Annotated in this window: 24 protein-coding genes and 1 other RNA gene; 10 read left to right on the top strand and 15 right to left on the bottom strand. The window is 51.4% G+C overall.

Annotated elements, in window-relative coordinates:
- Window positions 1-23: 23 nt before the first annotated feature.
- Together dsbC and xerD are read right to left on the bottom strand one after the other, a co-directional pair.
- On the bottom strand, window positions 24-722 hold the full coding sequence (gene dsbC / locus DT73_RS01200; RefSeq protein ID WP_036102785.1) for a bifunctional protein-disulfide isomerase/oxidoreductase DsbC: 699 nt from the start codon (window positions 720-722) through the stop codon (window positions 24-26).
- Window positions 723-745: 23 nt separating this feature from the next.
- Complete coding sequence (xerD, locus tag DT73_RS01205; protein ID WP_036102786.1) at window positions 746-1,642, bottom strand: site-specific tyrosine recombinase XerD; 897 nt, start codon at window positions 1,640-1,642, stop codon at window positions 746-748.
- A gap of 98 nt (window positions 1,643-1,740) precedes the next feature.
- On the opposite strand from xerD, the gene fldB reads away from it, so the two are divergent.
- Window positions 1,741-2,262 carry a flavodoxin FldB gene (gene fldB, locus DT73_RS01210; protein ID WP_036102910.1) on the top strand — a complete coding sequence of 174 codons (522 nt, stop codon included), beginning with the start codon at window positions 1,741-1,743 and terminating at the stop codon, window positions 2,260-2,262.
- Between the two features lie 16 nt (window positions 2,263-2,278).
- Here the strand turns inward: fldB and DT73_RS01215 are convergent, their stop codons facing one another.
- Both DT73_RS01215 and sdhE read right to left on the bottom strand, forming a co-directional pair.
- Window positions 2,279-2,686, bottom strand: coding sequence for a protein YgfX (locus tag DT73_RS01215; RefSeq protein ID WP_036102789.1), 408 nt, complete (start codon window positions 2,684-2,686; stop codon window positions 2,279-2,281).
- On the bottom strand, window positions 2,667-2,933 hold the full coding sequence (gene sdhE, locus DT73_RS01220; protein WP_036102791.1) for an FAD assembly factor SdhE: 267 nt from the start codon (window positions 2,931-2,933) through the stop codon (window positions 2,667-2,669). Before sdhE ends, DT73_RS01215 begins: the two co-directional genes overlap by 20 nt.
- Window positions 2,934-3,175: 242 nt before the next feature.
- Between sdhE and ygfZ the strand changes: the two genes are divergently transcribed.
- Window positions 3,176-4,165, top strand: coding sequence for a tRNA-modifying protein YgfZ (gene ygfZ / locus DT73_RS01225; protein WP_036102793.1), 990 nt, complete (start codon window positions 3,176-3,178; stop codon window positions 4,163-4,165).
- A 114-nt stretch (window positions 4,166-4,279) separates the two neighbouring features.
- On the opposite strand, the gene DT73_RS01230 is transcribed toward ygfZ, so the two are convergent.
- Window positions 4,280-4,933 carry a hemolysin III family protein gene (locus DT73_RS01230; protein ID WP_036102795.1) on the bottom strand — a complete coding sequence of 218 codons (654 nt, stop codon included), beginning with the start codon at window positions 4,931-4,933 and terminating at the stop codon, window positions 4,280-4,282.
- 174 nt (window positions 4,934-5,107) lie between these two features.
- On the opposite strand from DT73_RS01230, the gene DT73_RS01235 reads away from it, so the two are divergent.
- From DT73_RS01235 to DT73_RS01245, 3 genes are all read left to right on the top strand, one after another.
- Complete coding sequence (locus DT73_RS01235; protein WP_036102797.1) at window positions 5,108-5,710, top strand: HD family hydrolase; 603 nt, start codon at window positions 5,108-5,110, stop codon at window positions 5,708-5,710.
- 33 nt (window positions 5,711-5,743) lie between these two features.
- Window positions 5,744-6,478: a MurR/RpiR family transcriptional regulator gene (locus DT73_RS01240; protein WP_036102799.1), complete on the top strand. Its 735-nt coding sequence runs from the start codon at window positions 5,744-5,746 to the stop codon at window positions 6,476-6,478.
- A 181-nt stretch (window positions 6,479-6,659) separates the two neighbouring features.
- Window positions 6,660-8,093: a 6-phospho-beta-glucosidase gene (locus tag DT73_RS01245; RefSeq protein ID WP_036102801.1), complete on the top strand. Its 1,434-nt coding sequence runs from the start codon at window positions 6,660-6,662 to the stop codon at window positions 8,091-8,093.
- A gap of 89 nt (window positions 8,094-8,182) precedes the next feature.
- On the opposite strand, the gene DT73_RS01250 is transcribed toward DT73_RS01245, so the two are convergent.
- From DT73_RS01250 to DT73_RS01285, 8 genes are all read right to left on the bottom strand, one after another.
- Window positions 8,183-8,926 (bottom strand): SDR family oxidoreductase, encoded by a 744-nt coding sequence (locus DT73_RS01250; RefSeq protein WP_036102803.1) that lies wholly within the window; start codon window positions 8,924-8,926, stop codon window positions 8,183-8,185.
- Window positions 8,927-8,998: 72 nt separating this feature from the next.
- On the bottom strand, window positions 8,999-11,875 hold the full coding sequence (gcvP, locus tag DT73_RS01255; RefSeq protein WP_036102804.1) for an aminomethyl-transferring glycine dehydrogenase: 2,877 nt from the start codon (window positions 11,873-11,875) through the stop codon (window positions 8,999-9,001).
- Window positions 11,876-11,949: 74 nt separating this feature from the next.
- Entirely contained in the window at window positions 11,950-12,339 is a 390-nt protein-coding gene (gcvH, locus tag DT73_RS01260; protein WP_036102807.1) for a glycine cleavage system protein GcvH, read from the bottom strand.
- A gap of 20 nt (window positions 12,340-12,359) precedes the next feature.
- Window positions 12,360-13,457: a glycine cleavage system aminomethyltransferase GcvT gene (gene gcvT, locus DT73_RS01265; protein WP_036102809.1), complete on the bottom strand. Its 1,098-nt coding sequence runs from the start codon at window positions 13,455-13,457 to the stop codon at window positions 12,360-12,362.
- A 405-nt stretch (window positions 13,458-13,862) separates the two neighbouring features.
- Window positions 13,863-15,071: an FAD-dependent 2-octaprenylphenol hydroxylase gene (ubiI, locus tag DT73_RS01270; RefSeq protein WP_036102810.1), complete on the bottom strand. Its 1,209-nt coding sequence runs from the start codon at window positions 15,069-15,071 to the stop codon at window positions 13,863-13,865.
- 8 nt (window positions 15,072-15,079) lie between these two features.
- Complete coding sequence (ubiH, locus tag DT73_RS01275) at window positions 15,080-16,258, bottom strand: 2-octaprenyl-6-methoxyphenyl hydroxylase (protein WP_036102813.1); 1,179 nt, start codon at window positions 16,256-16,258, stop codon at window positions 15,080-15,082.
- Window positions 16,255-17,568 carry a Xaa-Pro aminopeptidase gene (pepP, locus tag DT73_RS01280; RefSeq protein ID WP_036102815.1) on the bottom strand — a complete coding sequence of 438 codons (1,314 nt, stop codon included), beginning with the start codon at window positions 17,566-17,568 and terminating at the stop codon, window positions 16,255-16,257. The genes ubiH and pepP overlap by 4 nt, the downstream gene beginning before the upstream one ends.
- Before the next feature lie 32 nt (window positions 17,569-17,600).
- A complete protein-coding gene (locus tag DT73_RS01285; RefSeq protein WP_146211485.1) occupies window positions 17,601-18,182 on the bottom strand; it encodes a YecA family protein in 582 nt (193 codons plus the stop codon).
- A 165-nt stretch (window positions 18,183-18,347) separates the two neighbouring features.
- Between DT73_RS01285 and zapA the strand changes: the two genes are divergently transcribed.
- The 3 genes from zapA (at window position 18,348) to DT73_RS01295 (ending at window position 19,528) form a co-directional block, all read left to right on the top strand.
- Window positions 18,348-18,677 carry a cell division protein ZapA gene (zapA, locus tag DT73_RS01290; RefSeq protein WP_036102818.1) on the top strand — a complete coding sequence of 110 codons (330 nt, stop codon included), beginning with the start codon at window positions 18,348-18,350 and terminating at the stop codon, window positions 18,675-18,677.
- A 41-nt stretch (window positions 18,678-18,718) separates the two neighbouring features.
- Window positions 18,719-18,902: non-coding RNA, 6S RNA (gene ssrS, locus DT73_RS25280), on the top strand.
- A gap of 29 nt (window positions 18,903-18,931) precedes the next feature.
- The gene (locus DT73_RS01295) at window positions 18,932-19,528 is read left to right on the top strand and encodes a 5-formyltetrahydrofolate cyclo-ligase (protein WP_036102820.1); all 597 of its coding nucleotides are present in this window, start codon (window positions 18,932-18,934) and stop codon (window positions 19,526-19,528) included.
- Between the two features lie 61 nt (window positions 19,529-19,589).
- Here DT73_RS01295 and serA read toward each other — a convergent pair whose 3' ends face one another.
- On the bottom strand, window positions 19,590-20,828 hold the full coding sequence (gene serA, locus DT73_RS01300; RefSeq protein ID WP_036102911.1) for a phosphoglycerate dehydrogenase: 1,239 nt from the start codon (window positions 20,826-20,828) through the stop codon (window positions 19,590-19,592).
- Between the two features lie 281 nt (window positions 20,829-21,109).
- Complete coding sequence (gene rpiA / locus DT73_RS01305; protein WP_036102822.1) at window positions 21,110-21,769, bottom strand: ribose-5-phosphate isomerase RpiA; 660 nt, start codon at window positions 21,767-21,769, stop codon at window positions 21,110-21,112.
- A gap of 198 nt (window positions 21,770-21,967) precedes the next feature.
- On the opposite strand from rpiA, the gene argP reads away from it, so the two are divergent.
- Together argP and DT73_RS01315 are read left to right on the top strand one after the other, a co-directional pair.
- Window positions 21,968-22,861, top strand: coding sequence for a DNA-binding transcriptional regulator ArgP (gene argP, locus DT73_RS01310; protein ID WP_036102824.1), 894 nt, complete (start codon window positions 21,968-21,970; stop codon window positions 22,859-22,861).
- 150 nt (window positions 22,862-23,011) lie between these two features.
- Window positions 23,012-23,464, top strand: a complete 453-nt coding sequence (locus DT73_RS01315; protein WP_036102826.1) for a hypothetical protein — start codon at window positions 23,012-23,014, stop codon at window positions 23,462-23,464.
- Window positions 23,465-23,527 lie beyond the last annotated feature (63 nt).

A 23,527-nucleotide genomic window follows, 5' to 3' on the forward strand; every position in this document is an offset into this window, starting at 1 on the left:
AACTGACCACGCTTTGCTGAACTTTAACTGTCATGTTGATCCAGGAAGTTTTTCATTTCTTCAGGCCCCTGGTAGCCTGGGATCACGCTGCCATTTTGCAACACCACGGCCGGTGTGCCCTGGATACCAAACTGCAGCCCCAGGTTGTAGTGTTTTGCGATATCAACCTTGCAATTCGCCGCAGGCGCTTGTGTACCAGCCATAGCGTTATCGAAGGCTTTTTTAGGGTCTTTGGCACACCAGATATTTTTCATGGCAACCGCCGTTTCACTTTGCAGGCCCTGGCGAGGGAAAGCCAGGTAACGCACGGTGATGCCCAGGCTGTTATAGTCCTGCATCTGCTCATGCAGTTTGTGGCAATAGCCACAGGTGATGTCCGTAAATACGGTAATCACATGTTTTTCCTGAGCGGCTTTGTATTCAATCATTTCGCCTTTCAGGGCTTCAAGTGAACTGACTAACAGCGCGTTAGTCACGTTAACCGGGCGCGCGCCACTGACATCATACAAAGGCCCCTGAATCACATGTTTGCCATCTTCAGTGACATACAACACGCCTGCCGGTGTCAGCACTGTTTTCATCCCCGGTACAGGTGAAGGCTTGATGGTCATCTGGCTTACACCCAGTTTCCCCAGCGAAGTTTTGATGGCGTCGTCATCGGCATGCACAAGGCCTGGCAACATCCCTGCCATTAAAGAAAGCAATACAAACCCTTTTTTCATAAAACATCCTTTTGCTTCGGCACTCACGCGCGAGGGTGGTGCTGTTGATGAAGTTGGCGCAGTCGTTCCGTGGCCACATGTGTATAAATTTGCGTTGTAGAAAGCGAGCTATGCCCCAGCAGCATTTGCACCACACGCAAGTCCGCACCATGGTTTAACAGATGCGTGGCAAAAGCGTGGCGCAACACGTGAGGTGACAGCTTCTCACTGTCGATTCCCGCCAGCGTAGCGTAATGTTTAATACGATGCCAGAAAGTCTGGCGTGTCATCTGCCTTGCCCGCTGGCTGGGGAAAAGCACATCAGACGCCACACCATTGAGTAACCAGGGACGGCTGTATGTCAGGTATTGTTCCAGCCAGTAAACCGCTTCTTCACCCAGTGGCACCAGGCGCTCTTTATCGCCTTTACCAATCACGCGTACCACCCCCTGGCGCAGACTGACATCACTCATACTCAGGCCCACCAATTCCGACACACGCAACCCGGTGGCATAGAGCACCTCCAGCATGGCTTTATCGCGCAACTCCAGGGGAATATCCACCACCGGTGCCTGCAGCAGGTGCTCAACCTGGATTTCGCTCAGGTCTTTGGGTAAGCGTTGAGGGAGTTTTGGCGATGCCAGCCTGGCGCATGGGTCATCAGTACGCAGTTTTTCGTTGTACAAATACTGGAAAAAACGCCGCAGAGCGCTCAATAAGCGTGCGGAACTGGTCGCTTTATATCCGCCTTCAACCCGTTCTGCCAGCAATGCCTGCAAATCGTCACCCGTTGCGGATAACACGGTTTGTTGCCGGTGGTGAAGCCACTCCACCGCCATGTGTAAATCTCGCCGGTACGCGCTGAGGGTATTTTCCGCCAGGTTGCGCTCAAGCCACAGCGTATCGAGGAACTGCTCAATCAGTGCAAGATTGTCGTCCATTTTCGCCTCGTATTTGTCCAGATATGCGCATTATGCCTTAACCTGCGGGGGATCTGGTACACTATGCCTGTTGGTATAAGAAATGAATGGTTAACATGATGAAAATCGGCCTTTTTTATGGCTCCAGCACCTGCTACACCGAAATGGCTGCGGAAAAAATTCGCGACATCATTGGCCCGGATCTGGTGGAGCTGCACAACCTGAAAGATGACTCCCCCACATTAATGGAAAGCTATGATGTGCTGATTATGGGGATACCGACCTGGGATTTTGGTGAGATCCAGGAAGACTGGGAAGCCATATGGGACAAACTGGGCGACCTTAACCTCAAGGGAAAAATTGTCGCACTGTACGGCATGGGTGACCAGGAAGGTTACAGCGAGTGGTTCCTTGACGCACTGGGCATGCTGCACGGCAAACTACAACCTCTGGGCGTTCACTTTATTGGTTACTGGCCAACAGAAGGCTATACCTTTACCAGCCAGAAACCCGTCACGGCAGATGGCAAGCTATTTGTTGGTTTGGCTCTGGATGAGACCAGCCAGTATGACCTGAGTGATGAACGGCTGGAAAACTGGTGTGAACAAATTCTTGGTGAAATGGCACAGGCATTCGGCTGACCAGCCCCGGCAATACTTATGTACTGCCGTGTTGGTTCAGTAAGCGGCGCAAATCACGCCATGCTTTTTGGTCCATACTGTCTGCTGCCAGCCATAAATGGTGTTTGCGCCCTCCCGGGAGGCGGCGCAAACACAGCAAAACGCCATACTTCAACATCCAGGGCTGGCCTGCCAGAGCCCACTCAGCTTCTTGCCATTTAACCCGGTTTTCGGTTAACAGTTGCAATTCACCATGGCGGGCATTTATACGCCGCTGGCTTCTTACGCAGTCGAACACCACCAGCGAAACCAGCAACAGCCATACAGGAGTCCAGGCCAGTGGCCAGGGCAAAAACAGCACTGCCGCAGCCACTAAACCGTGCAGCAGAAGTGAAAGCCATTGCGTTTGCCAGGAAACCCGCAGGTCAGAGTGCCACAGGACCACGAGCCATATTCCGTGACTGAATCAGTGCAACCATTTGGGCCAGTTCCGGGTCTTCTGGCGAACCGTGGTTCATCAGCCAGTTAAAGAGATCCGGGTCATCGCAGGTGAGTAACCTGACAAACGCTTGTTTCTCGCTGTCACTCAACGTGTCATATTCATGCTCGAAAAAAGGCATGATGGAAATGTCTAACTCGCGCATACCGCGGCGGCATGCCCAATGAATACGAGCTTTATTATTGATATCCATACATTCTTTCCTGTAATCCACAAGCGGGTACCTGGCTAGTTTACCTTGTTTTATCGCCACTCTTCACCGGAATATGCGATTTTCCTTGATCCTTCTAACTTTACTCTTAATGTTGCAGGCTATTACATTAGCCTGCAGCCCTGCACGCAAAGGCACAAAAGGTATGGTGAAAGCCCTTGCAATGGCTTGCGTCTCTTTTACCATAGTTGGCATATCGCACTCATTTAAACGGGACTAATACTATGTCTTTCAATCCGTTTGCGCCTCGCCAGGCGGTTAACGCAGCCCGCCTTCCTTTGACATTAATGACACTGGACGACTGGGCCGTTGCCACCATCAGCGGCCCTGACAGTAAAACATATCTTCAGGGGCAACTTACTGCAGATCTTGCTCAGCTAACGGAACATGAACATGTGCTGACAGCACATTGCGATGCCAAAGGGAAAATGTGGAGCAATCTGCGGTTATTTCCCGGTGAACAGGGTTTCTCCTGGTTACTGCGCCGCAGTGTGTGTGAAACACAGTTGAGTGAACTGAAAAAATACGCTGTTTTTTCCAAAGTCACCATCGCGCCAGATGATAACGCAGTGCTGCTCGGTCTGGCCGGTTTTCAGGCCCGTGCCGCTCTGGCCTCTGTTTATACCACCTTGCCAGATGCCAGCCAGCCAGTCGTACAGGATGGCAATACCACGATTCTGTGGCTGCCTTTGCCTGCCGAGCGCTTTTTACTGGTAACTGACACCTCTCAGGCTCAGGTAGTGGCCGATAAACTAAAAGGTGAAGCCCAGCGTAACAACAGCCAACAATGGCTGGCGCTGGATATCGAAGCTGGCTACCCCGTTATTGATTTGGCCAACACCAATGAATTTATTCCACAGGCTGCAAACTTACAGGCTCTGGGGGGAATCAGCTTTAAAAAAGGCTGTTACACCGGGCAGGAGATGGTGGCACGGGCAAAATTCCGTGGTGCCAATAAGCGCGCAATGTGGCTGTTATCTGGTAAAGCCGGGCATATTCCTGCCGCGGCAGATGCACTGGAAATGAAAATGGGTGACAACTGGCGGCGTACCGGGCGTGTTCTGGCCGCAGTATCACTGGAAGATGGCCGAACACTGGTTCAGGCCGTAATGAATAACGATATCGAGCCTGGCACCGTATTCCGTGTTTTGGGCGACGAAAGCAGCGAACTCAGTCTTGAGCCACTGCCTTATTCACTTGAAGAAGAAGCCTGATTCCCACCACGTACTGGCGCCAGGCAAGGGGCAAACGCATTCTGCCTGGCGTACTTCAACAGATATGCGCCTTAACCTTACTCTGGTATCCTCCCGCCAGCTGCCCCCCCACATTTACCCGACATAAAAGTAAATCGCCAGGAAATGGCACACGCTACCACCCAGCACAAAGCCGTGCCAAATAGCGTGGTTAAACGGGATACGGCGGCAGACATAAAAAATCACCCCCAGGGAATAAACTACCCCACCCGCTGCCAGTAAAGTCACCCCGCCCGGGGCAATACGCATTGCCAGTTGGTACACCACCAATAATGAAAGCCAACCCATAGCAAGGTAAGTTACCAGCGACAGTACTTTAAACCGGTGAGCAATGGTGAGCTTAAACAGGATCCCCGCTAATGCCAGGCTCCAGATAATCACCATTAAGGTATGCGCCAGTGGCGAGCGCAGCCCGACCAGCAAAAATGGTGTGTAAGTACCGGCAATCAACAGGTAGATGGCACAGTGGTCAAATTTTTTCAGTAGCGGCTTAATTCGCGCATGCGGAATGGCGTGATACAGCGTGGACGCCAGGAACAGCAATATCATACTGCCGCCATACAGGCTGTAACTGGTTATGGCTGTCGCACCCGCCCGGGTATCCACGGCCTGAATCAGCAATAACACCAGCCCAACGATGCCAAACACCAGACCTATCCCATGGCTGATACTGTTGGCAATCTCCTCTGCCAGAGAATATCCCTGCGCAAAACGTTTTGTCCGGGCCATAAGATCAACTCCTGGAAATAATAAGGTCACCGCACGTATAGCCTAACTGAGAATGATTTCAGTGAACACATGTTCACTGAAATTTAATATGTGTACAGGTATTTCCAGGTTGATCGCAGGTAAGCGGAATTTGTTTTACAATTTGCGCAGGCGCATAACAGCAGGATAAGAACGATGACCGGTAGTACTCCTGGTTTTGGTAAATTTACCGATATCATTAATTTTCTTATGGAAATTGACAAACTCAAGCGGGTTGAACGTCGCACCCGGCTGTTAGGCGGAGGGCGTGCAGAAAACAGCGCTGAGCACAGCTGGCATTTTGCTGTAGCCGCAATGAGCATGGCACCTTTCGCAGGCAGCAAGGTGGATATTGACCGGGTAATAAAAATGGCACTGCTGCATGATGTTGTCGAAATAGATACCGGTGATGTACTGGTGTACGACCTGGAAGCCCGCGCCGCCATTGCCAGCCAGGAAGCCCAGGCAGCAGAACGTTTGTTTGGCCTGCTGCCTGCCCCGCAAAACAGCCAGTTTTTGGCACTCTGGCAGGAATATGAAGCGGGCACCACGCCCGACGCCCAATTTGCTGGCGCGCTGGACAGAGTGTTACCGGTGCTGCAAAACCTGCATAATGAAGGGCAGAGTTGGCAGGAGAACCAGGTCAGGCTTGAGCAAGTTCTCAACCGTAATACCTGTGTTGGCGATGTCTGGCCGGACTTATGGGAACATGTCAAAACACAGTTATATGCCGCTCACGAAAAAGGCTGGTTACGCTAACAACCATTGGCTTGATGACTCAGGATACCCGCTGTGACCTTATTTAACCATGCGGCAATCGCCGGGCTGAACAACCTGGAATTGCTGGTCTACAACTACGCCATCAAGAATCATGATGCCGTGATGTACATGACTATCCGGGAACTGGCAGAAGCTGCCGGAGTTTCCACAACCACGGTCTTACGTTTCTGCCGCAAGCTGGGTTGTGATGGTTATTCTGAGTTTCGTGTGCGCTTCAAGCTCTATTTATCCCAGGCTGAACCACTGCCCGCCAATTTTGGCACTGGTGAAATCATCAGTTTCTTTAACAGTGTGAATAACCCGGAGTTTGATACGTTGCTGAACCAGGCCGTGGATATTATCTGCCATTCAGAGCGTATTATATTTGTGGGGGCCAGCACATCAGGCTCTATGGCGAAATACGGCGCACGTTTTTTTTCCAACATGGGAAAATTCAGTAACCATATTGATGACCCATATTTCCCGGTCAACAACGATATGGCGAAAAACGCGCTGGCAATTGTGCTTTCCGTTTCCGGGGAAACGCCAGAAATTTTGCGGTTTGCCAGCCAGTTCAGCCTGCATCACTGCAAAGTTATGTCAATCACCAGCAACGACAACTCGTCACTGGCCCGCATGGCGGATTTCAATATCTCCTGGCATATTCCCCAAATGCGCATTTCTGGCAATCACGATATTACCAGCCAGTTACCTGTCGTCTATATTCTGGAAACATTAGGCCGGAAACTCGCCCGAAAGCTGGCCTAAAAAACGCCCTGTTTTTTGCATGTAACTAGTCACAACCCACTGATTTTGTTATATCGTGACATTTGCATCTGCTTTTGCCAGACTCTGAAGCATGACTTTTAACTGCTGAATATCCGTTCTGTTTTACGCCCAATTTCCGGGCGGTAAAACCAGGATATCGCGTGCACACTCAGAGGACGTTATGAAAAAACTCACACTGCCAAAGGATTTTTTGTGGGGTGGTGCTGTTGCAGCACACCAGGTTGAAGGCGGCTGGGATAAAGGCGGAAAAGGCCCCAGCATTTGTGATGTGCTGACCGGTGGTGCTCACGGTGTGCCACGCGTGATTACCCAGCAACCAGAAGCAGGCAAATACTACCCTAACCATGAAGCTGTCGACTTCTATGGTCACTACAAAGAAGACATTAAGCTGTTTGCTGAAATGGGCTTCAAATGCTTCCGGACATCCATTGCCTGGACCCGCATCTTCCCCAAAGGGGACGAAACCCAGCCAAATGAAGAAGGCCTGAAATTTTACGACGAGATGTTTGATGAAATGCTCAAATACAATATTGAGCCGGTCATAACTCTGTCGCATTTTGAAATGCCTTTACACCTGGTGCAGGAATACGGCGGCTGGGCTAACCGTAAAGTTGTCGATTTCTTCGTTCGCTTCGCAGAAGTGGTGTTTGAGCGTTATAAATCCAAAGTGAAATACTGGATGACGTTCAACGAAATCAATAACCAGCGTAACTGGCGCGCGCCGTTATTTGGTTATTGCTGCTCTGGTGTGGTGTATACCGACCATGAGAACCCTGAAGAAACCATGTATCAGGTGCTGCATCACCAGTTTGTTGCCAGCGCAATGGCGGTTAAAGCCGGCCACCAAATTAATCCGGAAATGAAAATTGGCTGCATGCTTGCCATGGTGCCGTTGTATCCGTTTACCTGTAACCCGGATGACGTGATGTATGCGCAGGAATCCATGCGTGAACGTTATGTCTTTACCGATGTGCAATTACGCGGTTACTACCCGGCTTATGTACTCAACGAGTGGGAACGCCGTGGGTTTACCATCCACATGGAAGAAGGTGACGAGCAAATTCTGCGTGAAGGGTGCTGTGATTACCTGGGCTTCAGCTATTACATGACCAATGCGGTAAAAGCAGAAGGTGGTAGTGGCGATGCCATTTCCGGCTTTGAAGGCAGCGTACCGAACCCACATGTTAAAGCGTCTGACTGGGGCTGGCAGATTGACCCGACAGGCCTGCGTTATGCACTGTGTGAACTGTATGAACGCTATCAGAAACCGCTGTTCATTGTCGAAAATGGCTTTGGCGCGTACGACAAAGTTGAAGACGATGGCAGTATCAATGATGACTACCGTATTGAGTACCTGCGCGCACATGTCGAGCAAATGGTGAAAGCTGTCACTTATGATGGTGTGGATCTGATGGGCTATACGCCATGGGGCTGCATTGACTGCGTCTCTTTCACTACCGGGCAATACAGCAAGCGCTACGGGTTTATTTATGTGAATAAACACGATGATGGCACAGGTGATATGTCACGTTCACGGAAGAAAAGCTTCTGGTGGTATCAGGGCGTGATTGCCAGCAATGGTGAAGAACTCTGATAACCAAACCAGCCGGTTTCTCAGGCCCCGCATTACTGCGGGGCTTTTTCTTTTACAGGCTCTCACCTTGCAGTGGGGCAATGGTATTTTTACAACCCACCCGCCAAATCGATAAATGAGCCAGTCACGTAAGACGCATTGTCACTGAGTAACCAGACAATGGCCTGAGCCACTTCATGGGGTTCTCCGCCTCTTTGCATTGGCAAGCGGGATTTAATTCGGTCTACCCGACCAGGTTCGCCGCCACTGGCATGCATCCCGGTATAAATAAATCCAGGCCGGACACCATTCACGCGGATCCCCTGAGCGGCTACTTCCTGCGACACCCCCCGGGTTAATGTGTCCAGAGCGCCTTTTGACGCGGCGTAATCAACATATTCGCCAGGCGACCCAAGTCGGGCTGCCGCAGAGGAAACATTCACAATAGCGCCTCCCTGGTTACCTGAGTGCTTGCTCATGCGTTTTACCGCTTCCCGGCAGCAAATAAAGGGGCCGGTGACATTGGTATGTAATACTGCATTGATTCGCTCAGCATCCAGCCCTTCAATTCCCGACTGAGGGAACAACACACCAGCATTATTTACCAGCGCATGCAGTGAGCCTGGTAATGTATCAATCCAGGCAAATAAATTTATGATATCCGTTTCCTGTGACATATCTGCCGGATGCGCCCACGCCTGCCCACCACTTGTAACAATATCGGTAACCACTTCATCTGCCGCTTGCTGGTTTTCACGGTAGTGAACCACCACAGCATAGCCACTTTGCGCTAATAATTGTGCCGTTGCCCGCCCGATACCCCGGCTGGCGCCTGTCACCAGTGCTATTTTCATCCTTTGCTTTACTCCAAATAAAAAGGGTGCCGAAGCACCCTTAACATAAAATTAACAAAAAACAAAATCTGACTAGTCGTATTCGCTCACCGGAACACAGGAGCAGAACAGGTTGCGGTCACCGTACACATCATCCAGGCGTTTAACGGCCGGCCAGTATTTATTACTGTAACCTGCCGGGAACGCAGCAAGTTCACGAGTGTAGCTGTGCGGCCAGTCAGCCTGAGCCAGTTCTTGCTGTGTATGAGGTGCATTCACCAGTGGGTTATCACCCAAAGCCCATTCACCCGCACCAACTTTGGCAATTTCACCACGGATAGCCAGCATGGCATCAATAAAGCGATCCAGTTCAACTTTGCTTTCCGACTCCGTTGGTTCCACCATCAGAGTACCGGCCACCGGGAAAGACATGGTTGGAGCATGGAACCCATAATCAATCAGGCGTTTCGCAATATCCAGTTCACTAATACCGGTTTGCTCTTTAAGCGGGCGGATATCCAGAATACATTCGTGAGCCACGCGGCCATCCTGGCCGGTATACAACACCGGGTAGGCATCTTTAAGGCGTGTGGCAATATAGTTGGCATTCAGAATTGCCGTCTGGCTTGCCTGTTTCAGGCCTTGTGAACCCATCATGCGGATGTACATCCAGCTAATAGGCAGAATGGAAGCACTGCCAAATGGTGCGGCTGACACAGCGCCCTGCTGGGTCAGCATTTCTTCAATTTGCACCACGCTGTGGCCTGGAACAAATGGAGCCAGGTGTGCTTTAACACCAATCGGCCCCATGCCCGGGCCGCCTCCGCCGTGAGGAATACAGAAGGTTTTGTGCAGGTTGAGATGCGATACATCCGAGCCGATAAAACCGGGTGATGTAATGCCAACCTGGGCATTCATATTCGCGCCATCCAGGTAAACCTGGCCACCAGCCTGGTGAACGATGTCACACACGGAGCGGATAGTTTCTTCATACACACCATGAGTGGACGGGTATGTCACCATGATGCAGGAGAGTTTGTCACCTGCTGCCTCTGCTTTGGCACGCAAATCATCGAGGTCGATATTGCCTTGCTTATCACAGGCAACCACAACGACCTGCATGCCCGCCATTTGCGCAGATGCCGGGTTGGTACCGTGAGCTGAGCTGGGGATAAGGCAGATATCGCGCTGCCCCTGGTTGCGGCTTTCGTGGTAACGGCGAATAGCCAGCAGACCGGCATATTCCCCCTGAGCACCCGAGTTAGGCTGCATACACAATGCATCATACCCGGTCAGTTTCACCAGCCACTCAGACAGTTGGTTAATCATGTAATGATAACCTTCAGCCTGATCAACCGGGCAGAACGGGTGCAGTTCAGCAAACTCAGGCCAGGTAATGGGGATCATTTCAGCCGCAGCATTGAGCTTCATGGTGCAGGAGCCCAGTGGGATCATGGCCTGATTCAGAGCCAGGTCTTTACGCTCCAGGCTGTGCATATAACGCATCATCTCAGTTTCACTGTGATAACGGTTGAAAACCGGATGCGTCAAAATAGCATCATCACGCAGCATTTCTGCCGGTACTGAGCGGCTGTCCAGTGCGGTTTCTTTATCCAGTTGAGCGATATCCAGACCATGGTCGTCGCCCACCAGCACGCTAAACAGGCTGAGAACATCTTCCCGGGTAGTGGTTTCATCCAGGGTAATACCCACTGCATTATGAATATCACTACGCAGGTTGATACCCTGTGCCTGAGCACGGGCCAGAATACTGGCCTTGTCGCTCACTTCCACACACAGCGTGTCAAACCAGTGCTGGTGACGCAGTGAAAGCCCTTTTTGCTTCAGACCACAAGCCAGAATATCGGTAAAACGATGAATCCGCCCGGCAATGCGTTTCAGGCCAACCGGGCCGTGCCATACCGCATACAGGCTGGCAATGTTGGCCAGTAAAACCTGGGAAGTACAAATATTGGAGTTCGCCTTTTCACGGCGAATATGTTGTTCGCGAGTTTGCATTGCCATACGCAATGCAATGTTACCGGCTGCATCGCGGGATACACCAATAAGCCGCCCTGGCATCGCACGTTTATGTGCGTCGCGTGCAGCAAAGAAAGCGGCGTGCGGGCCGCCATAGCCCATCGGTACCCCAAAGCGTTGCGCGGAACCGAAGACAATATCAGCGCCTTGTTTACCTGGTGCCGTCAGCATGACCAGCGCCATAATATCCGCCGCAACGCTCACCACGATATTACGCTGGTTCAGTTGCGCGATTAAGTCGCCGTAATTATGCACTTCTCCAGTGGTACCCACCTGCTGCAGTAACACACCAAAGATGCCGGGCAATTCCAGCACTTTATCTGCGTCATCCACCACAACCTCAAAACCAAAGGTTTCTGCGCGAGTACGGACAACATCCAGTGTTTGCGGATGGACATCACTGGCGACAAAAAAGCGGTTAGCATTCTTGAGCTTACTGACGCGTTTCGCCATTGCCATAGCTTCTGCGGCCGCAGTCGCTTCATCCAGCAAAGAAGCAGACGCCATGTCCATACCGGTGAGGTCGAGTGTTACTTGCTGGAAATTCAGCAACGCTTCCAGGCGCCCTTGAGAAACTTCTGGCTGATACGGAGTATAAGCCGTATACCAGCCCGGGTTTTCCAGCATATTACGCAAAATAACAGGTGGAGTATGAACCGCCGTATACCCCATACCGATAAACGAACGGAAACGCTTGTTGCGGCTGGCAATTGCTTTTAATTCAGCCAGCGCCTGCGCTTCGGTAGCCGCTTCACCAATATAAGGTGGTTGTGCCAGTTGAATATCTTTGGGCACAATCTGCCCGGTCAGCGCATCCAGTGAATCGGCACCAACTGCAGCGAGCATGGCCTGCTGTTGATCAGGCGACGGGCCAATATGGCGACCGATAAACGCTTCATTGTTTTCCAGTTGGCTTAAGGTCTGGGTCATGGGCGGTATTTCCTGAAACGAAACTTACGATAAGTAGATAGCTACAGGGCTGGCAGGTTACCAGCCCCCGGGTTTTACTCGTCTTCCAGCAGAGCCTCATAGGCTTCTGCATCCAGCAGCGCATCAATCTCAGAGGCATCGCTGGCTTTAATTTTGAAAATCCAGCCATTGCCATAAGGCTCGCTGTTGACCTGCTCCGGGCTGTCATTCAGCTCTTCGTTAACAGCAACAATTTCACCGCTTACTGGTGCATAGATGTCTGAAGCAGCTTTAACAGATTCAGCAACGGCGCAGTCATCACCTGCGCCAACAGTGGCACCCACTTCCGGCAGATCAACAAACACCATATCGCCCAGCAGCTCTTGCGCGTGTTCGGTAATACCTACGGTGTAAGTACCATCCTCTTCTTTACGCAGCCACTCATGCTCTTTGGTGTATTTCAGCTCATTAGGCACATTGCTCATAATTCTCTCCTGATAAAAATTTACTGAGCCACCGGTTTACCGGCGCGAACAAAAATCGGTTTAGTAACATGCACCGGCATTTCCCGGTTACGGATCTGAACAACCGCTGTGCTGCCAATCCCCGCCGGCACACGTGCCAGTGCAATACTGTAGCCTAAGGTCGGAGAAAAAGAGCCGCTGGTGATAACACCTTCGCGAGCAGTGCCCTCGGTGTCGGTGAAACGAACAGGCAAACCACCACGCAGTACACCTTTTTCTGTCATCACCAGGCCAACCAATTGTTCGGTTCCGTGCAGGCGTTGAGCTTCCAGAGCATCGCGCCCGATAAAGTCACGGTCTTCAGGTTGCCAGGCAATAGTCCAGCCCATATTTGCAGCCAGGGGAGACACGCTTTCATCCATTTCCTGGCCATATAAATTCATTCCGGCTTCAAGGCGCAGGGTATCCCGGGCTCCCAGGCCACAAGGTTTTACCCCGGCCTTAACCAGCTGTTCCCAAAAATCTGCGGCCTGCGCTGCCGGCAGTGCAATCTCATACCCTGCTTCACCGGTATAACCGGTTGTTGCAATGAAAAAATCCCCGGACTGAACGCCAAAGAAAGGTTTCATGCCCGCAACAGCCTGTTGCTGTTGTGCAGTAAACAAAGTTGCCGCTTTCTGCTGTGCATTCGGGCCCTGTACGGCAATCAGTGACAAGTCATCGCGCACACTGATATCAATGCTGTAAGAGGCTGCCTGTTGATGGATCCAGGCGAGATCTTTTTCACGGGTTGCAGAGTTGACGACCAGGCGGAACCAGGAGTCGGAGAGAAAATAGACAATCAGATCGTCGATGACACCCGCTGAGGCGTTAAGCATCCCGGTATACAGTGCTTTGCCTGGCTGGGTCAGCTTCGCGACATCATTCGCCAGCAAATAACGCAAGAATTCACGGGTACGTTCGCCATGAAGATCGACAATTGTCATATGCGACACATCAAACATCCCGGCATCCGTGCGCACGGCGTGGTGTTCATCAATTTGCGAGCCATAATGCAGTGGCATCATCCAGCCATGGAAATCCACCATGCGCGCGCCGCACTGCTTATGCTGCTCAAACAACGGAGTTTGCTGAGTCATGTTGTCCTCTTCAGTAATAGCCCGCAATTGCGGAACGTTTACGTCTGGCCAGGGGAAAACAATGCCCTGATGAGCCCCGACGCAAACGTTATCTTTTGCCTGAACTTACCACTGAAAAGCACGCTTAACCATAAGGTAAAATGAGTCATCAGTTTATCTTATGAGTGTTTTTAACAACACAACCACCAGTTAATTAAACTGGATTAACCACAAAAACATAAAATTTTCTCCAGCTTTTGCGTACCCGTTTCCGATTTTAATGATATTAATCTCCAAATACTCAGGGAAACACGAAATTCAGGAAAAAATTCGGATAAATAAAACTAATCTGAAAAAAGCAGTGAAATTAGAATATTTCAAATGAAAGGTGCGCCGATTTACAAACCGTAAACACGGCGCAGATGATCAGTCACGCAACCATTGGGGTAAATTATCAAGCCCCATGGCCTGGCGAATAATGCGGGGTTTAACACCGGGTAAAGTGTCGGCGAGTTTCAGGCCAACATCACGTACCAGTTTCAGTGCCGGGTTGGTTCCTGCAAACAATTCACGGAAGGATTGCATGCCAGCCAGCATCAGTGCGGCATTGTATTTACGCTGCCTTTCATAGCGTTTCAGGTACAGATACTGGCCAATATCTTTTCCCTGCTGGTGCAAACGCCGTAATTCCCCTACCAGCTCAGCCGCATCCATGAAGCCCAGGTTCACACCCTGGCCGGCAAGTGGGTGAATCGTGTGTGCTGCATCGCCTACCAAAGCCAGCCGGTGAGCAGCAAACTGCCGCGCATAACGCCCGGTAAGAGGGAAACACTGGCGGTCACTGCTCAGCTCACAGCGCCCCAGGCGCAGATCAAAGGCAATGCTCAGCTCGCGGTTGAACAGTTCAGGGGCCGCATCCTGCATTTCACGGGCTTTATCGGGCGGCAATGACCAAACAATAGAACACAAATGAGGATCGTTAAGCGGCAGAAAAGCCAGAATGCCATCGCCATGAAATACCTGGCGAGCAACAGCCTGATGAGGCTCCTGAGTACGAATAGTGGCAACCAGGGCATGGTGCCGGTAATCCCAAAAGGTGAGCGGGATATTCGCCTGGTTACGCAACCAGGAGCGTGCGCCATCAGCTCCGACAACCAGCCGGGCAGTGAGCATCTCCCCATCTTTGAGTGTAATAAATGCCTCATTTTCACCCCAGGCAACTGAATTCACTTCAGCCGGGGCATAAAGCGATACATCTGCCGAGTGCTCAGCCTGTTGCCACAACGCCTGGTTTATTACGCTATTCTCGATGATATAACCCAGCGCATGCTCACCCGCAGTGCGGTCATCAAAGGCTATGTGCCCAAAACTGTCTTTTTCCCACACTTCCATGCCGTGCCATTCACTGGTGCGCTGTGGTGCCATTCGCTCCCAGGCTCCCAGGCGTCGCAGTAATTTCTCGCTGGCAGCATTGATTGCCGAAACACGCAACGCTGGAGGCGCAGACGCATCAACTGGCTGGCATGGCTGATTTTCCACCACAGCAACCCGCAGCCCACTGCCTTGCAAACCGCAGGCTACGGCCAGCCCAACCATCCCACCGCCAATAATGGCGACATCCACACTCTGAACCATAATGCTCCTTACCGAATCACCCAGCCCAGGGTGCGTTTTGCCAGCGCCTCACGCACTGGCGCCAGGATATCCATCGCCATTAAACCTATGTTGCGCCCAACAACCAGCGGCCCCCATTGGTTGGCAAACAAGTGAACCAACCCGTCAGTGACGCCAATTGTCGCCGCCCTGTCAGGTGAACGGCGCGCATTATAGCGTGCCAGCACCGCACATGAGCCAGGGTCCTGATGCTGATTAAACGCACTGGCAAATTCTTCAGCCAGCGACATCACATCGCGCATGCCCAGATTAAAACCCTGCCCGGCAATGGGGTGCATTGTTTGTGCGGCATTACCCACAGCAACAACGCGGTGTGAAGTAGCGGCCACTGCCGTAGTTAAGCGAAGTGGGTATGCGCTGCGCTCACCGGCATGGCAAATGCGGCCCAGCCGCCAGCCAAAGGCGCGCTGAAGTTGTGCGCAAAACTGCTCATCACTCCAGCTCATCACCTCAGTTTGTTGTGACAATGGGTGGCACCAGACCAGTGAACTGCGCCCACCAGACATCGGCAGCATCGCCAGTGGCCCATTGGCAGTGAAACGTTCAAAAGCCCGGCCATCTGGTGAACATGCGGTTGTTACGTTCGCGATAACAGCGACTTGTTGGTAGTCATCTTGTTGCCAGGCAAGGCCACAAGCTTTACCAACAGCAGACAGTGTGCCATCTGCAGCAACCAGTACTTTGCCCACGACTGTTGTTTGGTTATCCAGCGCCACCGTAACGCTGTCAGTGCTACGGGTTACCGACTCAACCCGTGCCGGGCAATGCAGCGTCACTCCTGGGGCATTGCGCAATAACCGAAACAGGCGAACCCCGGCATCATGCAGCTCTATAACATGGCCCAGTTCAGTAATGCCATAATCTTCAGCCTGCAGTGTCACAAAACCGGCATGACCACGGTCACTAACCTGAACTTGTGTCAGTGGCGTTGCGCAATCTTGCAATGCCTGCCACACCCCAAGTTTTGCTAACTGTGTTGAAGTCCCCTTTGCCAGGGCAATAGCCCGGGCATCAAACCCCGGGTGCTGACTGGCATCGGGAGTACGGGCCTCTATCAGATGAACAGGCAACCTGCCCTGAGTCAGGGTGGAGATAGCCAGCGCCAGAGTTGCGCCGATCATTCCGCCCCCTGCGATCACAATACTCATGAGTGTGATGCCGCCATTAGCGCTTCGATATCATCTGCGGATTTCACCACACTGGCAGTCAGGTTTTCGTTCCCGGTGGCAGTAATCACAATGTCATCTTCGATACGAATACCAATGCCCCGGTAGATTTCCGGTACGTCTGCATCTGGCGCTATATACAAACCGGGTTCAACCGTCAGCACCATGCCAGGTTCCAGCGGGCGCGAGCGATCCGGCCCATATTCTCCGACATCATGGACATCAAGCCCCAGCCAGTGGCTCAGACCATGCATGAAAAATTGCCGGTGTGCATTCTGGGTTATCAGGGCATCGATATCACCCTGTAAAATATCCAGGCGAACCAGGCCGGTGACCATTACGCGCACGACAGCTTCTGTCACTTCCTGCATAGTTGTGCCCGGGCCATATAAAGAAAGAGCCGTTTCAAGCGATTCCAGCACGATGTCATACACCGCCCGCTGAGCCGGAGTGAAGCGCCCGTTAACGGGGAAAGTACGGGTAATATCCCCGGCATACCCTTCCAGTTCACACCCGGCATCAATTAATACCAGGTCGCCAGCACGTAACAGGCTCTCATTTTCGGTGTAATGCAGAATACAGCCGTTCTCACCGCCGCCGACAATTGTGTTGTAAGAGGGGTAACGTGCGCCGTGGTGGTTGAATTCGTGAAGGATTTCACCTTCCAGTTGGTATTCATACATACCCGGGCGGCACTGCACCATCGCCCGGGTGTGCCCCAATGCGGTTATCTCCCCGGCACGGCGCAATACAGCGACTTCTTCGGGGGATTTAAACAGGCGCATATCATGCACCCAGGGGCGCCAGTCTGTTAGCGAGGAAGGGGCCTTCAGGTTCGACCGGCTGCCTTTGCGCAGTTTATCCAGTGCGCCAAAAACAATGCTGTCTGCGTAGTCATAGAGGCCCTGCGCGTGGTAAACACAGTCGAGCCCGTTAAGCAGTTGAGCGAGGTTGTCACCCACTTCATCAAAAGCCAGGGCTCTGTCCACTCCCAGTTTTTCCGGCGCAGCTTCCTGGCCCAACCGGCGGCCAAACCATATTTCTGCCGTTTTATCCCGCACACGGTTAAACAACACACTGTGATTGTGCGTGTCATCGCTCTTGATTAAGACCAGCAATGCTTCAGGCTCGTTAAAACCCGTGAAGTACCAAAAATCACTATTTTGCCGGTAGGGATACTCACTGTCTGCACTACGCGGCGCTTCGGGGGCCGCAAAAAACAGTGCCGCACTGGCTGGCGCCATTTTTGCCAGCATTGCCTGACGGCGGCGAAGAAATTCCTGTTGAATCATCACCCCTCCTTCCGTTACTGAACCCGGCTTGCTTAATGCAGCGTGGGTTTTTGTTGTACTTCTGGTGCTGTTGGTTGCTGGCGGTTGAATGTTTCATAGCACAGCAATGCAGCAACACGCACATACTCAACAATTTCTTCCAAAGACATTTCCAGTTCTTCAATATCTTCGTCTTCGTCGTAACCCAGTTGGGCGATATTACGCAGATCGGCAATCGCCTCGCCAAGGTCACCTTTCACTTTATCCAGGCGTGGCTGAGTCACTCCCAGCCCCAGCAGGAAGTGATTCACCCAGCCAGAAAGGGCATCTGCGCGGTCAAACACCGACACATCTTCACCTTCAGGCATGAACAGCTGGAACTGAAAGCCTTCATCTTCCAGCGCATCACTGGTGGCACTGTGCATCTGACGCAGGCTGTCAGCGAGGTTCTGGCTGAACGCCAGGCCTTCGTTAGTCAAATCGTGGACAAGCGGTTGCCAGGAACTGTCATTGTTCCCGCCACACAAGATCCCGCTAATCAATCCGTGCATTTCCGACGGCGTTAAACCAACATTTTGTTGGTTGAGTAACTGGTTTATGCTGGCATAGCCAGGCATCTCATTTTGTATAGACATGCGCATTCTTCGTCGTTGGGAAGCTAAGTTCGTGTTATGCTACCACTTCGGCCCCGGGAGATACCAGAAAAGGGCTTGTATCTTCATATAAGGGTAGCTATAGTAGCGCCCCTTCGCCGCCCCAGGGCTGCGATAAGGCAGGCGAGTAAACAGCAGGAAGGTGTCATGTCTGCAGAACCAGTCGACATTCAAATTTTTGGTCGTTCACTGCGCGTGAATTGTCCGCCTGAACAACGTGATGCGCTGAATCTGGCCGCTGATGAGTTAAATCAACGGTTGCAAGATCTGAAAGTTCGCACTAGAGTCACCAATACAGAGCAACTGGTTTTCATTGCGGCGCTCAACATCTGTTATGAGCTGTCACAAGAAAAAGCGAAAACCCGTGACTATGCTGCCAGTATGGAGCAACGAATCCGGATGTTACAGCAGACCATTGAACAGGCATTACTTGAACAAGGTCGCATAACTGAAAGGCCGGAAACGAAGTTTGAATAACAATTCAGGGTTGGCTGTGATACAGTAACCATGAATTAAAAATTTCTCTGAGATGTTCGCAAGCGGGCCAGTCCCCTGAGCCGATATTTCAAACAAACAGAATGTGACGCTCCACGACCGGTGAGCATGCCCGGTCCGTCCGGGAAGCCTTAAGGTCGTGACGACACATTCACCTTGAACCACGGGTTCAAGGGTTACAGCCTGCGGCGGCATCTCGGAGATTCCCTCTTTCTTTTCTCATCAGCTCATTGTCTATGCAGCACTCACCGGATGTATCAGCTTCCCGGCAACATATTCGTCAGCATATTCGCCAGATTCGGCGGGCTTTAACTTCTCATCAGCAACAGTCTTCCGCTCATGAAGCCGCTGAACGTTTTCTGACGTGGCCCCCCGCAGCAAGAGCACAGCATATTGGGTTATTCCTTTCTGTAGACGGCGAGCTCAACACCCGCCCACTGATTGAACGCCTGTGGGCAATGAACCGCTCGGTCTACCTTCCGGTTCTGCACCCGTTCAGCGCGGGCGGGCTTATTATGGTGCGTTATGAACCGGATACTGAGCTGGTAGTCAACCGCCTGAAAATTCCCGAGCCGCGCCTTGATGTGCGCCAGATTCTGCCCTTGCAGCACCTGGATATTCTGGTAACGCCTCTGGTTGCGTTCGACAGCACTGGCCAGCGCCTGGGTATGGGTGGCGGGTTTTATGACCGGACACTACAAAACTGGCGCGAACATGGTTTTATCCCGGTAGGCTACGCCCATGACTGCCAGCAAGTGGAGGCGCTTCCCACCGAGCGCTGGGATATTCCTTTACCCACCATTGTGACACCGTCAAAACTCTGGGTCTGGTAACTCACTGCCCGACGCATAAAAAAGCCTTCCCGAAGGAAGGCTCAATGCAGCAATGTATTAATTAGTAAAGCAGGCGGGCACGAACTGTCCCCGGAATAGCTTTCATGCTTTGCAGAGCTGCGTCAGCGACATCTTCTGCCGCATTGATATCAATAACCACATACCCCATATGCGGAGAAGTTTGCAGGTACTGCGCTGCAATGTTGATCCCCTGGTCGGCAAAAATATGGTTGATTGCGGTCAGAATGCCAGGGCGGTTCTCGTGGATATGCAGCAAACGGCTGGTGCTGCTGGTATGCTGAGGCAGGGACACTTCCGGGAAATTCACCGCAGAAAGTGTTGAACCGTTATCAGAATATTTCACCAGTTTGCCAGCAACTTCGATACCAATATTTTCCTGCGCTTCCTGTGTTGAGCCACCAATATGCGGTGTCAGCAGCACGTTATCAAACTCACACAACGGTGAAGTGAAAGGATCACTGTTCGTTGCCGGTTCAGTTGGGTAGACGTCGATAGCGGCACCAGCCAGGTGCTGGCTTGCCAGCGAGTCACACAATGCTTCAATGTCAACCACCGTGCCGCGGGATGCGTTAATTAACAGTGAGCCCGGCTTCATCATGGCTATCTGTTCGGCACCCATCATGTTTTTGGTGGATGCATTTTCCGGCACATGCAGGCTGACCACATCACTCATATTCAGTAAATCTGATAAATGCTGAACCTGAGTGGCATTGCCCAGCGGCAGTTTGCTTTCAATATCATAGAAATAAACGTGCATGCCCAGCGATTCTGCCAGAATCCCTAACTGAGTACCGATATGGCCGTAACCAATAATCCCCAGTTTTTTACCGCGAGCTTCAAAGCTACCCACTGCCTGTTTATGCCAGACACCACGGTGTGCTTTGGCGTTCGCGGCGGGCACCCCACGCAGCAGCAGCAGCAGCTCACCAATAACCAGTTCAGCAACAGAGCGGGTATTTGAGAACGGCGCATTAAATACCGGAATACCACGTTTACCTGCAGCATCCAGGTCAACCTGATTGGTGCCGATACAGAAACACCCTACCGCAACCAGTTTTTCAGCTGCGGCAAAAACGTCTTCAGTCAGATGGGTACGGGATCGTAAACCGATAAAATGAGCATCACGGATGGACTCTTTGAGCGATTCAGTGTCCAGTGCGCCTTTATGATATTCAATGTTGTTGTAGCCTGCAGCGCGAAGGTTATCGATTGCTTTTTGATGCACACCTTCCACCAGCAGGAACTTAATCTTGTCTTTCTCCAGTGATACTTTTGCCATTTCCCGACCCTGTGTTATCTGAAAGAATACGCTGCGTGAAATAAGCCAGCCTTCTGTCAACATATCAAAAATTACGCCTCCGGCAATAACGATGTTTTGTCACTTATGCTGAACAAAACGCATGTAAGAAGGAAAGCCGGGGAGTAACACCAAAAAAATCACAAAAAGCAGGAATAAAAACCACAACAGGAATTAAATGTGAACATTATCACTAAATTTAAAATTTCTTAAAATTTTTCAGAACGACAGTTTCTGGAGGGCAGGCAAGCCCCCCAGCCAGATCATTTCACAATAGTTTTAACGCCATCAGCCGTTCCAATAAGCGCTATATCTGCGCCACGGTTGGCGAACAACCCAACGGTCACCACGCCGGGAATTGCATTAATGGCGTTTTCAGTGGCAACCGGATCAATGATGGATAAGCCGTAAACATCCAGAATCACGTTACCGTTATCGGTCAGAACCCCCTGGCGATACTCCGGGCGCCCACCTAACTTGACCAGGCTGCGCGCGACGCAACTGCGGGCCATAGGAATAACCTCAATTGGAAGTGGGAAATTACCCAAAATATCAACCTGTTTGGAAGCATCAGCAATACAGATAAATTTATCTGCTACAGAAGCAATGATTTTTTCCCGGGTTAAGGCAGCACCACCACCTTTAATCATTTGCATCTGCCCGTTAATCTCATCTGCGCCATCAACATAAATACCAAGCGCATCAACATTGTTAAGGTCAAACACGGGAATGCCCAGCGCTTTGAGTTTGGCAGTAGAAGCATCGGAACTGGATACCGCACCTTCGATTTGGTGCTTAACGGTGCCCAGTGCATCAATAAAATGTGCGGCGGTAGACCCTGTGCCGACACCAACGATAGTTCCGGGTTGCACATACTGTAAAGCCGCCCATCCCACTGCTTTTTTCAGTTCATCCTGCGTCATGGTGTTTTTGCCTGTGATAGAAAAGATGAAAAAACCGGGGACGCATTATAGAACAGTGCCAATAAAAATACCGTGTTTAAGGCCAAAATACGCCGTACTAAAGGCAACCAGCGTGCCATACGTAAGGATTTTCACTGGATCATGTCTGGTTTTATGTCATAGTGCCAGAAGCCAAAAAAACAGGAGCATACCGAAATAATGAAACGCCCGGACTACAAAACACTACAGGCGCTGGACGCAGTTATCCGCGAACGCGGGTTTGAACGTGCAGCACAGAAGCTTTGTATCACCCAGTCTGCGGTGTCTCAACGAATCAAACAGTTGGAAAATTTGTTCGGTCAGCCCCTGTTGGTAAGAACAGTACCACCTCGCCCTACTGAACAAGGGCAGAAACTTTTGGCTTTGCTGCGCCAGGTTGAATTACTTGAGGAAGAGTGGCTGGGCGATGAACAAACTGGGTCAACGCCACTGCTCTTGTCACTGGCGGTGAACGCCGACAGTCTGGCAACCTGGCTGCTCCCGGCACTTGCCCCGGTACTGGCTGATTCACCGATTCGCCTGAACCTGCAAGTGGAAGACGAAACCCGCACTCAGGAACGTTTACGCCGTGGTGAAGTGGTTGGAGCCGTGAGTATACAGGCTCAGGCGCTGCCCAGTTGCCTGGTCGACAAACTCGGGGCACTGGACTACTTGTTTGTTGGTTCCAAAGCTTTTGCAGACCGCTATTTTCCCAATGGCGTCAACCGTACGTCTTTGCTTAAGGCTCCTGCCGTGGCATTCGACCACCTTGACGATATGCATCAGGCGTTTTTGCAGCAGAATTTCGATCTTTCCCCGGGTAGCGTGCCCTGCCATATTGTGAACTCATCAGAAGCATTTGTTCAGCTCGCGCGCCAGGGAACAACCTGCTGTATGATTCCACACCTGCAAATTGAAAAAGAGTTAAACAGTGGTGAGCTTATTGATTTAACGCCAGGGCTGTTTCAGCGCCGTATGCTTTACTGGCACAGATTTGCACCTGAAAGCCGTATGATGCGCAAAGTGACAGATGCACTGCTGGCGTTTGGGCACAAAGTATTACGCCAGGAATAGCGGTCTTTTTTGCCTGTTTATTTTCCGAACCCAAATGAGCGTTCTCTGTAAGATTTAATAACAAATAGATAAAACTGGTTATTATCCGTCGGCGTGGGAATGTTAGACAATGCGGCGGTTAATTCGCACAGGCGGGTATTGCAGACTGGCATGAAAACGTTATTTATCACGATTTTTTCTCTCGGGCTGTTTGGGTTATTGGGTTACAGCCTCTATCTTCCGGCCGCGGTGATGTACTTTCACGGCCAGACACTGTTTATTTCCAGCGTGGCAGCGACGGCAGAATGCCAAATGTGGCATACCCTTGTTTTCGCTATTTCCGGAACTCTCGGTACGGTGATACTGCAGCGCGTCTTTGCTATGTCGTCATTACTGAAGGCGCTGGTTTGTACATTAGGGCTGGCGGCCAGTAACCTGCTGGTACTGATGGCCCTGCTGCAAGTGAAGAGTACCTTTTTCGAACCACTCAATACCAACCGGTTAAGCCATGTTCCGCTGAGTGATTTCTCAGTGTATGGTTATGTTGTTGCTGCGGCGATTATTGCGCTGGTTATCACTGGCGCGGCAAATTTATTCCCTCGCCGGCAGCCTGTTTGGTACTAATCCAACGCGTATTCATGAAAAAGGCTTCCTGGTGGAAGCCTTTTTTACTTGCGCCAGCCGTGA

The organism is Mangrovibacter sp. MFB070 (genome assembly GCF_000705335.1).
In the GTDB taxonomy this organism is placed as follows: domain Bacteria; phylum Pseudomonadota; class Gammaproteobacteria; order Enterobacterales; family Enterobacteriaceae; genus Mangrovibacter; species Mangrovibacter plantisponsor.